The organism is Tepidiphilus thermophilus, assembly GCF_001418245.1.
In the GTDB taxonomy this organism is placed as follows: domain Bacteria; phylum Pseudomonadota; class Gammaproteobacteria; order Burkholderiales; family Rhodocyclaceae; genus Tepidiphilus; species Tepidiphilus succinatimandens.
Window position 1 is genome coordinate 59,814 of record NZ_LIPU01000007.1, and the last position, 12,762, is coordinate 72,575.

The window sequence follows — 12,762 nt, forward strand, 5'->3', positions numbered from 1 at the left end:
GACAACCATTTTTCGATAGCGAATACGAATTTTTTGTATCGCTCTTTATCATCGTCTCGAAAGTGCCGCGGCGGAAATGCGAGGAGTTCGCCGCGTGGCGTGAACACGCGATCGTTGATAAAATTCGAAGTTTCAGATCGTTTCCGAGGGGAAGATGGCGCTCATCGTGCAGAAATACGGCGGTACCTCCGTGGGCTCGCCGGAGCGGATTCAGAACGTCGCGCGCCGCGTGGCGAAATACCGCCAGCAGGGGCACCAGGTGGTGGTGGTGGTCTCGGCCATGAGCGGTGAGACCAACCGGCTCGTGGCACTCACCCAGGCGTTGTCCGACGCACCCGATCCGCGCGAGGTGGACGTCGTGCTCGCCACTGGCGAGCAGGTGACGATCGGACTCACCGCGATCGCCCTGCAGTCGCTCGGCATCCCGGCCAGGAGCTATACCGGCTGGCAGGTGCCCATCCATACCGACAGCGCCTTCACCAAGGCGCGTATCCTGGAGATCGAGCCGGAGCGCATGCTCGCCGATCTGGCCGCAGGCAAGGTCGTGGTCGTGGCCGGCTTCCAAGGGGTGGATGGCGAAGGCAACATCACCACGCTCGGGCGCGGCGGCTCAGATACCACCGCCGTGGCGCTGGCGGCGGCGTTGCAGGCCGACGAGTGCCAGATCTACACCGACGTCGACGGCGTCTATACCACCGACCCGCGCATCGTGCCCGAGGCGCGGCGCTTGTCGCAGATCACCTTCGAGGAGATGCTCGAGATGGCCAGCCTCGGCTCCAAGGTGCTGCAGATCCGCTCGGTGGAATTCGCCGGCAAGTACAAGGTCAAGTTGCGGGTGCTTTCCAGTTTCGAAGAAGAGGGAGAAGGGACGTTGATCACGGTCGAGGAAGAAAAGAACATGGAACAGCCCATCATTTCCGGCATCGCCTTTCAGCGCGACGAGGCCAAGGTGACGTTGCTCGGCGTGCCCGACAAGCCGGGAGTCGCCTACCAGATCCTGGGGCCGGTGGCCGATGCGAACATCGACGTCGACATGATCGTGCAAAACGTCGGCCATGACGGCACCACCGACTTCAGCTTCACCGTGGCGAAGAACGATCTCAAGAAAGTGATGGAGATCCTCGAGCGGGTGAAGAACGATCTCGGGGCGCGTCAGGTGATCGGCGACAAGTCGGTGTGCAAGGTCTCGCTGGTGGGCGTTGGGATGCGTTCGCACCCCGGCGTGGCGGCCAAGATGTTCCGCACGCTTGCCGAAGAGGGGATCAACATCCAGATGATCTCCACCTCCGAGATCAAGATTTCGGTGCTGATCGACGAGAAGTACCTCGAGCTCGCCGTGCGCGCGCTGCACAAGGCTTTCGGACTCGATCAGCCCGAGCCGGACGTCGCTTGACGCCCGAGCCGGGGATTGCGCCGTCCCGCCTTTTTTTGACGGACGCTCTTGCCTTCGTTATAATGCCGGGCCTGCCGTACGCGGCAGGCCATTCCACACGCCCGCAAGCGACGAGGGTCCGTGTTCGCGCACGGTGGGTCGCGGGCGGAGGTTCAACCCTTATCCATTGGAGTCTTCATGAACGTCACGATGCGTCAAATGCTCGAGGCTGGCGTCCACTTTGGGCACCAGACCCGTTTCTGGCATCCCAAGATGGCCCCCTACATCTACGGCGAGCGCAACAAGATCCACATCATCAACCTCGAGAAGACGCTGGCGAAGCTGCGCGAAGCGGTCGAATTCGTGCGCCGGCTCTCGGCCAAGGGCGGCACGATCCTTTTTGTCGCCACCAAGCGCCAGGCGCGTGACATCATCGCCGAGGAAGCCCAGCGCTGCGGCATGCCTTTCGTCAATGAACGCTGGCTCGGTGGCATGCTCACCAACTTCAAGACGGTGCGCCAGTCCATCGCGCGCTTGAAGGAGCTCGAAGCGGCGTTCGCCGACGGCTCGGTGCAGCAGTTGCCCAAGCGCGAGGCACTGGGTCTGCAGCGCGAGCTCGACAAGCTCGAGCGCAGCCTGGGCGGCATCAAGGAGATGGATCGTCTGCCCGACGCGCTCTTCGTCATCGACGTGGGGCACCACAAGATCGCCGTGTCCGAAGCGAACAAGCTGGGCATTCCGGTCGTGGCGGTGGTCGACACCAACCATGCGCCTGAGGGCATCGATTACGTGATCCCGGGCAACGACGATTCGGCCCGCGCCGTGCGCCTGTACGCCCGGGCGATCGCCGACGCGGTGCTCGAAGGCAAGGCCATGGCGCTGCAGGAAGTGGTCGCTGCGGCTTCCGACGAGTTCGTGGAAGTCGAAGGCGCCGAAGGTGAGACGGCCTCCGAGGAAGGCGAAGCGCCGGCGGCCGAGTAAGGCAGAAGCAGTGTGCATGCGGCGGGCGCGCTTCGGGCGCGTCCGCCCGACAATCTTTCGTGAGGACGGATGATGGCTGAAATTACCGCAAGCATGGTCAAGGAGCTGCGCGAGCGCACCGATGCGCCGATGATGGAGTGCAAGAAAGCGCTCGCGGAGGCCGGCGGCGACATGGCGCGCGCCGAGGAGATCCTGCGCGTCAAGCTCGGCAACAAGGCGAGCAAGGCCGCCAGCCGCGTGGCCGCCGAAGGCATCGTCGCCATCTGGGTGTCGCCCGATGCCAAGCTCGCGGCCATGGTCGAGGTCAATTGCGAGACCGACTTCGTAGCGAAGAACGACGAATTCATCGCCTTCGCCAACCGCCTGGCGCAGCTGGTGGCCGAGCGCAATCCGGCCGACGTGGCCGCGCTCTCCCAGCTCGAGCTCGACGGCAAGCCGGTCGAGCAGGTGCGCACCGAACTCGTGGGCAAAATCGGCGAGAACATCACCATTCGCCGTTTCGTCCGCATCGAGGCCCAGGGCAAGGTGTACTCCTACGTGCACGGCGGCGCCAAGATCGGCGTGCTCGTCGATCTCGTCGGCGGCGACGAGGCGCTGGGCAAGGACCTGGCCATGCACATCGCCGCGTGCAAGCCAAAGGCCCTTTCGGCCGATCAGGTGCCCGCCGAGCTCATCGAGACCGAGCGGCGCATCGCGCGGCAGAAAGCGATCGAATCGGGCAAGCCCGAGGCGATCCTCGACAAGATCGCCGAAGGCGCGGTGCAGAAATACCTCAAGGAGGTCACCCTGCTGGGGCAAGGCTTCGTCAAGGACGACAAGCTCAGCGTCGAGACGCTCCTGAAGCAGCGCAACGCCAGGGTCGCCTCTTTCGCACTCTTCGTCGTCGGCGAAGGCATCGAGAAGAAACAGACCGACTTCGCAGCCGAAGTGGCGGCGCAGGCAGCGGCCGCGGTCAAGTCCTGAAGACGAGGCGAGCCCATGTCCACCCCTGCCTATCGCCGCATCCTCTTGAAGCTGTCGGGCGAGGCCCTGATGGGCGACGACCCCTACGGCATCAACGAGAAGGTCGTCGAACGCATCGTCGGTGAAATCGCCGAAGTCTCCGGGCTCGGCGTGCAGATCGGGATCGTGATCGGCGGGGGCAACATCTTTCGCGGCATCCAAGGGGCGGCGAGTGGCATGGACCGGGCGACCGCCGACTACATCGGCATGCTCGCCACGGTGATGAATGCCATGGCGCTGTCGGACGCCTTCCGGCGGCATGAGGTCGAGTCGCGCGTGCTCTCGGCGCTGCGCATCGAGCAGGTGGTCGAACCCTACATCCGCGCCCGCGCCATCCGGCATCTGGAAGAAGGTCGCATCGTCATCTTCGCTGCCGGTACGGGGAATCCTTTCTTCACCACCGACACGGCGGCCGCGCTGCGCGGCGCCGAGATCGGGGCGCAGATCGTGTTGAAGGCGACCAAGGTCGACGGGGTCTATACCGCCGATCCGCAGAAAGACCCCACCGCCAAGCGCTATCACCGCATCAGCTTCGATGAGGCGATCGGGCGCAATCTCGCGGTGATGGATGCCACCGCCTTCGCCTTGTGCCGCGACATCAAGCTGCCCATCAACGTGTTTTCGATCTTCAAGCCGGGGGCCTTGCGCCGCGTCGTCATGGGCGAGGACGAAGGCACGCTCGTGCATTCGTAAGGAGTCGAGATGAACGTCGCTGAACTCAAGAAGGACGCCGAGCAGCGCATGGCCAAGGCCGTCGAGGTGCTCAAGGTCGATCTCGCCAAGGTTCGTACCGGCCGCGCCCACACGGGCCTGCTCGACCACGTCATGGTCGAATATTACGGTTCCATGGTTCCGGTGTCGCAGGTGGCCAACGTCACCCTGATCGATTCGCGCACCATCGGCGTGCAGCCTTGGGAAAAGAACATGCTCTCCAAGATCGAAAAAGCGATCCGCGAGAGCGATCTGGGGCTCAACCCTTCCAACATGGGCGAGATCCTGCGCGTGCCCATGCCGCCGCTCACCGAGGAGCGCCGCCGGGAGCTGGGCAAGGTGGTCCGGCACGAAGGGGAGCAGGCGCGCGTGGCGGTGCGCAACGTGCGCCGCGACGTAAACCATGAGATCAAGGAAGCCCTGAAGAAGAAAACGATCAGTGAGGACGAGGCGCGCCGGGCCGAGGAAGACGTCCAGAAACTCACCGACCGCTACATCGGCGAGATCGACAAGCTTATCGAGAAGAAAGAGCAGGAACTGCTGCAGATCTGATCCCATTCCCCCGCCGCAGCGTCCGGCGGGGCTGCGCGAGGCACCGTGGCCGAACTTCCCCTAACATCGACGATGGGCATCCCCGAAGTGCGCCCGATCCCGCGGCACATCGCCATCATCATGGATGGCAACGGTCGCTGGGCGAAGCAGCGCGGACTGCCCCGCATGGAGGGGCACCGTCAGGGCGTGGAGGCGGTGCGCCGCGTCGTGCGCCATTGCGCCGAGCTTGGTGTCGAGCATCTCACCCTCTTTGCCTTCAGCTCGGAGAACTGGCGCCGTCCGGCGGAAGAGGTGGGCTTTCTCATGGGGCTCTTTCGCATGATGCTCCAGCGCGAGGTCGCGCGCATGCACCGCAACGGCGTGCGGCTCACCGTCATCGGCGATCGCAGCCGCTTCGATGCGGAATTGCAGGCGCTCATCGCCAGGGCCGAGGCGAAGACCGCGGCCAACACCAAGATCTGCCTCAACATCGCCGCCAATTACGGCGGTCGCTGGGACATCGTGCAGGCGATGAACCGGCTCACCAGCAAACATCCCGAGCGCGCCGGCGGTTACACCGAGGCCGAGCTGCAGGCGGAGCTCGCCCTGGGTTGGGCACCCGAACCCGATCTCTTCATCCGCACTGGCGGCGAGCAGCGCTTGAGCAATTTCCTGCTCTGGCAGCTCGCCTACACCGAACTCTATTTCACCGACATGCTCTGGCCGGATTTCCGCGAGGAGGCACTCGACGAGGCGGTTCGCTCCTACCAGTGCCGCGAACGGCGCTTCGGCCGCACGAGCGAGCAGCTCGCCGCCTCTCCATGATCGCCCCTCTCGGGAATGCCTCGCGCCGGCTCTTTACCGCAGCGATCTTGATCGCCGGTTTGCTCCTCTTGCTTTTTTTTGCGCCGGCCACTTTGTGGGCGGTGGCCGTCGCGTTCGTCGTGTTCCTCGCCGGCCGTGAGTGGTGCCGGCTCATCGGTTGGGCCGAGGTGCCCGCCTGGGGCGGGGCTCTGGGTTACGTGGTCGGGTATGCCTTCTTGTGGCGGGTAAGCGGCGTGAGCCTGGGTGAACCCGTGCTGCCGGTGCTCGAGGCAGTAATGATCGCCGGGGCTGCTTTCTGGCTGAGCCTCGCGCCCTGGACGCTGCTCGCGGGTTGGCGCTGCCGCAGCCGTTCGTTGTGGGCTGCGGTGGGTGCTCTGGTGCTGTGGCCCGCTGCTCTGGCGGTCGTGGCGCTACGGGAGTTCTCTGCCTTGCACCTGCTGGCGATGATGGCGCTCGTGTGGGTGGCCGATGCCGCCGCCTACTACGTCGGGCGTCGTTGGGGACGGCACAAGCTTGCCCCGACGATCAGCCCGGGCAAGACGATCGAAGGTGCGTTGGGCGCATTCGTCGCCGTGGGGGGGTATGCCACACTTTTGTATTTGCTCGGCCTTGCTCCCGCGGGCACGCCCTTTGGGCATTTCTTCGTTGTACTGTTGGCCTTGACGGCGGTGGCGATCGAAGGGGATCTCTTCGAATCCTGGATGAAACGTGTCGCCGGCGTGAAGGATTCCGGCGATGTCTTGCCCGGGCATGGCGGGGTGCTCGATCGCATCGACAGTCTGACGGCGACGATGCCTTTTCTCGCCCTGTGGTGGCTGGAGCGGCAATGAAGCGGGAACGCTTGGCGATCCTCGGCGCGAGCGGTTCGATCGGCGCGAGCGCGTTGGACGTGGTCTCGCGCCACCCGCAGCGCTTCGAAGTCGTAGCCCTCACGGCGCAGCGCCGCTGGAAAGAGTTGCTCGAAGCGTGCCGGCGGTTTGAACCCCGCTGGGCGGTGCTGGGCGAGGCGGACGCTGCGGACGCCTTGCGCGCGGCACTGCGCCGTGAGGGCATTCCGACCGAAGTGCGTCAAGGAGCGACTGCGCTCGCCGAAGTCGCCCGCCATCCCGAAGTGGATACGGTGATCGCCGCCATCGTTGGCGCGGCGGGGCTGCCCCCTGCCTGGGCCGCCGCGTGTGCGGGCAAGAAGATCCTGCTCGCCAACAAGGAGGCCCTGGTGCTCGCCGGCGGACTCTTCATGGAGGCGGTGGCGCGTCACGGGGCGCGGCTGCTGCCGCTCGATTCCGAACACAACGCCATCTTCCAGGCGCTGCCGCCGGACTACGACCGCAGCCGGCCGGACGATTTCGGCGTGCGGCGGATCCTCCTCACCGCTTCGGGGGGGCCGTTTCGCGAGCGGCCGCAGGAGACGTTTCCTGCCATTACGCCCCAAGAGGCGTGTGCCCATCCCAACTGGTCGATGGGGCGCAAGATCTCGGTCGACTCGGCCACGATGATGAACAAGGGGCTGGAGGTGATCGAGGCGTACTGGCTTTTCGGCCTGCCACCCTCGCGCATCGACGTGCTGATCCATCCCCAGAGCGTGGTGCATTCGCTGGTGGAATACCGCGACGGTTCGCTGCTCGCGCAGCTGGGCACGCCCGACATGCGCACGCCGATCGCCCATGCCTTGGGCTTTCCCCAGCGGCTCGAGGCGGGGGTGAGGCCACTCGATCTGGTGCGCGTGGGCCGGCTCGAATTCGAACCGCCCGACCTGGAGCGTTTTCCTTGCCTGCGGCTCGCCTACGAGGCGCTGCGCGAAGGCGGCTCGGCCCCTGCCGCGCTCAATGCGGCCAACGAGGTGGCGGTGGCTGCGTTCCTGCAGGGGCGCTTGCGGTTCGACCGCATTCCGGCCCTGATCGAAGCCACGCTCGCGCAGCTGCCGAAGCGCGAGCTCGACACGATCGAGGCGGTGCTGGAATTCGACCGCCTGGCGCGAGACCGGGCCGAATCCTTGCTCGCGGGGGAGGGCGCATGAACGTCTTCTCCTACCTCATTCCTTTCGTGATCGCCCTGGGTGGCCTCATCTTCTTCCACGAGCTGGGGCACTACCTCGTCGCCCGGGCCTGTGGCGTGAAAGTGCTGCGTTTTTCCATTGGTTTCGGGCCAGCGCTGTGGTCGCGCCGTTTCGGGCGCGATGGCACGGAATGGGTGCTCGCCGCCGTCCCCTTGGGCGGCTATGTGAAAATGGTCGATGAGCGGGAAGGCCCGGTGGCGCCCGAGGATCTCGCCCGTGCGTTCAACCGTCAGCCGGTGGGCAAGCGCATGCTGATCGTGGTCGCCGGCCCCCTGGCCAACCTCTTGTTGGCGATCGTTCTCTATGCGGCGCTCTATACGGTGGGAGTGCGCGAGCCGGTGGCGCGAATCGATCCGCCGCCCGAGAGCATCGCGGCGCAGGCAGGGTTGCAGCCGGGCGACCGGGTGATGGCCGTCGACGGGCGCGAGGTGCTGAGCCTGCCGCAGCTGCGTTGGGAAGTGCTCGCCGCGGCCCTGCGCCGCGATGCGGCGACGCTGGAGGTGGAGCGCGCCGGCGAGCGCCTGACGATCTCTTTGCCGCTCGCCGGGGTCGTCGTCGATCACGGCAGCGACGACGTCATGGTACAGCTGGGGCTCAAGCCCTGGCGTCCGCCCCTGGAGCCGGTGGTGGGCAGCGTCGCTCCGGGCAGCCCGGCCGAGCGCGCCGGCATCGTGCCCGGGATGCGGGTGCGCGCCATCGAGGGCAAGCCGATCGCCGATTGGCGGGATCTGGTCGAGATCGTGCGTGCGAATCCCGGCAAGACCTTGCGTTTCACCCTGGAGCAGGAGGGCCGGACGCTCGAACGGGAGGTGTTCGCCGAGTCCGCCGACGATGGCCAAGGGGGAACGATCGGACGCATCGGCGTGGCGGTACGCCCCGTTCCCGACGAGGAATTCCTCGTATCCGTGCGCTATCCGCCGCTGCAGGCGCTGAATCTGGCGTTGCGGCAGACGTGGGAAGTGAGCGCGATGAGCTTGCGCCTCTTCGGGCGCATGCTCATCGGCGAGGCCTCGCTCAAGAACCTCTCCGGGCCGCTCACCATCGCCGACTATGCCGGTCAGACGGCGAAAATGGGTCTGGAGCACTATCTGCGCTTCGTCGCCTTGGTGAGCATCAGCCTGGGGGTGTTGAACCTGCTGCCGGTGCCGATTCTGGATGGCGGGCATTTGCTGTATTATTCGCTCGAAGCCGTGCGCGGCCGGCCGCTCTCCGAGCGGGCGATGGAGATCGGCCAGCAGATTGGCTTGGCGCTGTTGATGACGTTGATGGCGATTGCGCTGTTCAACGATGTGTCCCGGATTTGGTCGAGTGTGAGCGGATGAAGAAAAAACTGGCGGCGGTGGTGGCCCTGATCGGAGCTTTGCTCGTGGGGTCGGTCCAGGCGTTCGAGCCGTTCGTGGTCAAGGACATCCGCGTCGAAGGGATCCAGCGCGTCGAGGCCGGGACCATCTTCAGCTATCTGCCGGTGAAGGTGGGCGAGCGCATCACCCAGGAGCAGGCCGACGAGGCGGTGCGCAAGCTCTTCGAGACGGGATTTTTCAGCGACGTGCGCATCGAGGCCGACGGCGACGTGCTGGTGGTCCTCGTCGACGAGCGGCCCGCCATCGGCGAACTCCAGTTCGTCGGCATGAAAGAATTCGACGTCGACTCCATCAAGCAGGCGCTGCGCGGCGTTGGTTTGGCCGAATCGCGCATCTTCGACCGCTCGCTGCTGCGGCAAGCGGAGCAGGAGCTCAAGCGTCAATACCTCTCGCGCGGCTACTATGCGGTGGATATCCAAACGACCATCACGCCCTTGCCGCGCAACCGGGTGGCCATCCGTTTCGACATCACCGAAGGGGAGCCGGCCAAGATCGCCGAGATCAAGATCGTCGGCAACAAGGCCTTTTCCGAAAAAGAACTCCTGAAAAAGTTCCAGTTGACCACCCCGGGCTGGCTCACCTGGTACACCAAATCCGACCGCTATTCGCGCGAGAAACTGCAGCAGGATCTGGAATCGCTGCGCTCATTCTACATGAACCAGGGATACCTCGATTTCGAGATCGAGTCGGCTTCGGTGTCGATCGGACCGGACAAGCAGAACATCTACATTTCGATCTCGGTCAAGGAAGGGGAGCGCTACACCGTTTCGGCGGTGCGCTTTGCCGGCAATCTCATTCTGCCGGAAGAGGAATACCGCAAGCTCGCCCAGCTCAAGCCCGGCGACGTCTTCTCGCGCGAGAAGCTCAATGCCACGGTGAAGGCGGTAACCGACCGGCTCGGCAACGAAGGCTACGCCTTTGCCAACGTCAATGCCGCCCCCGAGATCGATCGCGAGAAGCGTCAGGTGGCTTTCACCATCTTCGTCGATCCGGGCCGGCGTACCTACGTGCATCGCATCAACGTGGGCGGCAACGTGCGCACCCGCGACGAAGTGGTCCGCCGCGAGATGCGGCAGATGGAGGGCGAGTGGTACGACGCCGAGAAGATCAACAAGTCCAAACAGCGCATCGACCGTCTGGGCTACTTCGACGACGTCCAGGTCGAAACCCAGCCGGTGCCCGGCACCACCGACCAGGTCGACGTCAATTTCACCGTCAAGGAAAAGCCTACGGGCAACCTGATGGTCGGCGCGGGCTTTTCGAGCTCGGACAATATCGTGCTCTCGGGCTCGGTGACGCAGGACAACATCTTCGGCAGCGGCAAGTCGCTGGGCCTGCAGCTCGACACCAGCCAGTCGAAACGCACCGCCTCGCTCTCCTTCACCGATCCGTACTATACGATCGATGGCGTCTCGCTCGGCTACGACCTTTACTACCGCACCTTCGATCCCTCGGAAAGCTACAATATTTCTCGCTATAAGACTCGTTCGATGGGCGGTGGGCTGCGCATGGGCTGGCCGATCGGCGAGGACGACAACATCCAGTTCGGTCTGGCCTACGATCTCACCAAGATCGACGTCTATTGGGATAGCCCGCTGCGCTACATCGAGTTCTGCGGTCCGGGCAGTGACTATGACTGCGATGGTGTCTCGTCGCTGGCATTTACGGCCGGCTGGGCGCGCGACACCCGCGATTCGCGCATCTACCCGATGAAAGGGCGCTATCAGCGCGTCTCGGCCGAAGTGGACCTGCCGCCGGGCGACATCGAGATCGTCAAGCTCTCCTACCAGCATCAATGGTGGATCCCGATCACCGAGCGCCAGGCGCTCATGTTGAACGGCGACATCGGCTGGATCGAGTCCTACGGCGACAAAGACGTCCCCTTCTTCCGCAACTACTACGTGGGCGGCATCGGTTCCGTGCGAGGGTTCAAGGCCGGTAGCCTCGGGCGCAAGGACGAGAACGACGACGCCTACGGCGGCACGCGCAAGATCGTGCTCAACGCCGAGTACTATTTCCCCTTGCCAGGCATGGGGATGGACAAGACCTTCCGCATGTCGGTCTTCGTCGATTCGGGCTATGTGTGGGATCAGGACGATCCCATCCAGCTCAACGACATGCGCGTGAGTACGGGGGTCGGTTTCTCCTGGTCTTCGCCGCTGGGGCCGCTGAAATTCAGCTTCGCGGTGCCGCTGCGCAAGGACGTCGGAGGTTCCAATTACAAAGACGATACGCAGAACTTCCAATTCCAGTTTGGAACCATGTTCTGAGCCTATGTCCCGGTTTTTCCGGCGTCGGCGTGAGGATGCCGGAAGGTGGGTTGTGCAATGACGACGAGAGAGGTCAGCGTGAAGAGAAAATCCGTGGCGGTGTTGGTGGCGTTGTCGCTGGGCCTGACGAGCGCGATGGCCTGGGCGGAGGCCAAGATCGGGTTCGTCAATTCGGAGCGCCTGATGCGCGAGGCTCCGCCGGCGGTGGCGGCGCAAAAACGCCTGGAGAAGGAGTTCGAGCCGCGCGACCGGGAGTTGAAGCGCATGGCCGACGAGCTGCAGGCGCTGCAGCAGGAATTGGAGCGCAAGGGCTCGTCGATGAACGAGAGCGAACGCAGCCGCAAGGAACGGGCGTTTGCCGAGATGAGTCGCGACTTCCAGCGCAAGCAGCGTGAATTCCGTGAGGATCTCAACCAGCGGCGCAACGAGGAGCTCGCGCGCGTGCTCGACCAGGCCAACAAGGCGATCAAGAAAGTCGCGGAAGACGGCAAATACGACCTCGTGTTGCAGGACGCGGTCTACGCTAGCCCGCGCATCGACATTACCGACCAGGTCATCAAAGCGCTCGAGTCGGCGGGGCAGTGATGGCTGAGCGTACGCTAGGGGCGCTCGCCGAGCGCTTCGGCGTCGAGGTGCGCGGCGATCCCGCGCTCGTGCTGCGCCGCGTCGCCTCGCTCGAATCGGCGCAGCCGGGCGATCTCACCTTCGTGGCACAGCCGAAGTATCTCGCGCGCCTGCCGCAGTGCCGCGCGAGCGCCGTGATCCTCGCGCCGAAATTCGCCGATCGCGCGCCGCCCCACCTTGCCTTGGTGCTGGCGCCCGATCCTTACCTGCTCTATGCCAAGGCAGCGCAGTGGCTGCACCCCGAACCCGAGGTGTGCCCAGGGGTGCATCCCAGCGCGGTGGTGCTGGGTGAGGTCGATCCGAGCTGCGCCATCGGGCCCAACGCGGTGGTGGAAGCCGGGGCGCGGGTCGGAGCAGGCACGGTGATCGGCGCGGGCAGCGTGATCGGCGCCGGTAGCAGCGTCGGACCGGAATGCCGCATCGCCGCCAACGTCACGATTTACCCCGGATGTGTGATCGGCGCGCGTGTGCGCATCCATTCCGGGGCGGTGATCGGCGCCGACGGCTTCGGCTTCGCCTGGGACGGTGGGGAAGAGCGCTGGGTGAAGATCCCGCAACTGGGCCGCGTGGTGATCGGCGATGACGTGGAGATCGGGGCGAACACCTCGATCGACCGCGGCGCGCTCGAAGATACGGTGATCGAGGAGGGCGTGATCCTCGACAACCAAATCCAGATCGGGCACAACTGCCACGTCGGGGCGCACACGGCCATGGCCGGCTGCGTCGGCGTGGGCGGCAGCACCCGCATCGGGCGCCGCTGCCGCCTGGGCGGGCAGGTCGGCATTGCCGGGCACGTGGAGATCTGCGACGACGTGACCATCATGGCCGGTTCCGGCGTGATGAAGCCCATCACCAGGCCAGGCGTCTATGGCGCTGGCATCCCGCTGCAGCCCTATGAGGAGTGGCGGCGCAACTTTGCCCACCTGCGCCATCTCGACGCGATGGCCGAGCGCATCCGCCGCCTGGAAAAGCGCCTGGCCGAACTCGCCGACGAGGACTGATCCTCGTCGCTTTCCCGATTTCCTGCCG

12 protein-coding genes are annotated in these 12,762 nt (G+C 65.0%); all 12 read left to right on the forward strand.

Translation table 11 applies throughout. The features are described 5' to 3' along the window. Nucleotides 1-154 precede the first annotated feature (154 nt). Nucleotides 155-1,393: an aspartate kinase gene (locus tag ASC37_RS07075; RefSeq protein WP_055423705.1), complete on the forward strand. Its 1,239-nt coding sequence runs from the start codon at nucleotides 155-157 to the stop codon at nucleotides 1,391-1,393. A gap of 177 nt (nucleotides 1,394-1,570) precedes the next feature. Beyond that, a complete protein-coding gene (gene rpsB / locus ASC37_RS07080; RefSeq protein ID WP_055423706.1) occupies nucleotides 1,571-2,353 on the forward strand; it encodes a 30S ribosomal protein S2 in 783 nt (260 codons plus the stop codon). Nucleotides 2,354-2,425: 72 nt separating this feature from the next. Further along, entirely contained in the window at nucleotides 2,426-3,316 is an 891-nt protein-coding gene (gene tsf, locus ASC37_RS07085; protein WP_055423758.1) for a translation elongation factor Ts, read from the forward strand. Between the two features lie 15 nt (nucleotides 3,317-3,331). Continuing rightward, the gene (pyrH, locus tag ASC37_RS07090; RefSeq protein ID WP_055423707.1) at nucleotides 3,332-4,048 is read left to right on the forward strand and encodes a UMP kinase; all 717 of its coding nucleotides are present in this window, start codon (nucleotides 3,332-3,334) and stop codon (nucleotides 4,046-4,048) included. Nucleotides 4,049-4,057: 9 nt separating this feature from the next. Beyond that, nucleotides 4,058-4,618 carry a ribosome recycling factor gene (gene frr, locus ASC37_RS07095; RefSeq protein WP_055423708.1) on the forward strand — a complete coding sequence of 187 codons (561 nt, stop codon included), beginning with the start codon at nucleotides 4,058-4,060 and terminating at the stop codon, nucleotides 4,616-4,618. Nucleotides 4,619-4,690: 72 nt separating this feature from the next. Further along, on the forward strand, nucleotides 4,691-5,422 hold the full coding sequence (gene uppS, locus ASC37_RS07100; RefSeq protein WP_055423709.1) for a polyprenyl diphosphate synthase: 732 nt from the start codon (nucleotides 4,691-4,693) through the stop codon (nucleotides 5,420-5,422). After that, on the forward strand, nucleotides 5,419-6,252 hold the full coding sequence (locus ASC37_RS07105; RefSeq protein WP_055423710.1) for a phosphatidate cytidylyltransferase: 834 nt from the start codon (nucleotides 5,419-5,421) through the stop codon (nucleotides 6,250-6,252). Before uppS ends, ASC37_RS07105 begins: the two co-directional genes overlap by 4 nt. Then, the gene (ispC, locus tag ASC37_RS07110; protein WP_055423711.1) at nucleotides 6,249-7,439 is read left to right on the forward strand and encodes a 1-deoxy-D-xylulose-5-phosphate reductoisomerase; all 1,191 of its coding nucleotides are present in this window, start codon (nucleotides 6,249-6,251) and stop codon (nucleotides 7,437-7,439) included. The genes ASC37_RS07105 and ispC overlap by 4 nt, the downstream gene beginning before the upstream one ends. After that, nucleotides 7,436-8,800: an RIP metalloprotease RseP gene (gene rseP / locus ASC37_RS07115; protein WP_055423712.1), complete on the forward strand. Its 1,365-nt coding sequence runs from the start codon at nucleotides 7,436-7,438 to the stop codon at nucleotides 8,798-8,800. The genes ispC and rseP overlap by 4 nt, the downstream gene beginning before the upstream one ends. After that, the gene (gene bamA / locus ASC37_RS07120; RefSeq protein WP_055423713.1) at nucleotides 8,797-11,109 is read left to right on the forward strand and encodes an outer membrane protein assembly factor BamA; all 2,313 of its coding nucleotides are present in this window, start codon (nucleotides 8,797-8,799) and stop codon (nucleotides 11,107-11,109) included. Before rseP ends, bamA begins: the two co-directional genes overlap by 4 nt. A gap of 57 nt (nucleotides 11,110-11,166) precedes the next feature. Further along, a complete protein-coding gene (locus tag ASC37_RS07125) occupies nucleotides 11,167-11,694 on the forward strand; it encodes an OmpH family outer membrane protein (protein WP_408646107.1) in 528 nt (175 codons plus the stop codon). Further along, a complete protein-coding gene (lpxD, locus tag ASC37_RS07130; RefSeq protein WP_055423714.1) occupies nucleotides 11,694-12,734 on the forward strand; it encodes a UDP-3-O-(3-hydroxymyristoyl)glucosamine N-acyltransferase in 1,041 nt (346 codons plus the stop codon). Before ASC37_RS07125 ends, lpxD begins: the two co-directional genes overlap by 1 nt. The last annotated feature ends 28 nt before the right edge of the window (nucleotides 12,735-12,762 follow it).

Bases quoted from the DNA above. Each gene is read 5' to 3' on its own strand.
- ASC37_RS07075 (WP_055423705.1), top strand. From the start codon at position 155: ATGGCGCTCATCGTGCAGAAATACGGCGGTACCTCCGTGGGCTCGCCG.
- rpsB (WP_055423706.1), top strand. From the start codon at position 1,571: ATGAACGTCACGATGCGTCAAATGCTCGAGGCTGGCGTCCACTTTGGG.
- tsf (WP_055423758.1), top strand. From the start codon at position 2,426: ATGGCTGAAATTACCGCAAGCATGGTCAAGGAGCTGCGCGAGCGCACC.
- pyrH (WP_055423707.1), top strand. From the start codon at position 3,332: ATGTCCACCCCTGCCTATCGCCGCATCCTCTTGAAGCTGTCGGGCGAG.
- frr (WP_055423708.1), top strand. From the start codon at position 4,058: ATGAACGTCGCTGAACTCAAGAAGGACGCCGAGCAGCGCATGGCCAAG.
- uppS (WP_055423709.1), top strand. From the start codon at position 4,691: ATGGGCATCCCCGAAGTGCGCCCGATCCCGCGGCACATCGCCATCATC.
- ASC37_RS07105 (WP_055423710.1), top strand. From the start codon at position 5,419: ATGATCGCCCCTCTCGGGAATGCCTCGCGCCGGCTCTTTACCGCAGCG.
- ispC (WP_055423711.1), top strand. From the start codon at position 6,249: ATGAAGCGGGAACGCTTGGCGATCCTCGGCGCGAGCGGTTCGATCGGC.
- rseP (WP_055423712.1), top strand. From the start codon at position 7,436: ATGAACGTCTTCTCCTACCTCATTCCTTTCGTGATCGCCCTGGGTGGC.
- bamA (WP_055423713.1), top strand. From the start codon at position 8,797: ATGAAGAAAAAACTGGCGGCGGTGGTGGCCCTGATCGGAGCTTTGCTC.
- ASC37_RS07125 (WP_408646107.1), top strand. From the start codon at position 11,167: ATGACGACGAGAGAGGTCAGCGTGAAGAGAAAATCCGTGGCGGTGTTG.
- lpxD (WP_055423714.1), top strand. From the start codon at position 11,694: ATGGCTGAGCGTACGCTAGGGGCGCTCGCCGAGCGCTTCGGCGTCGAG.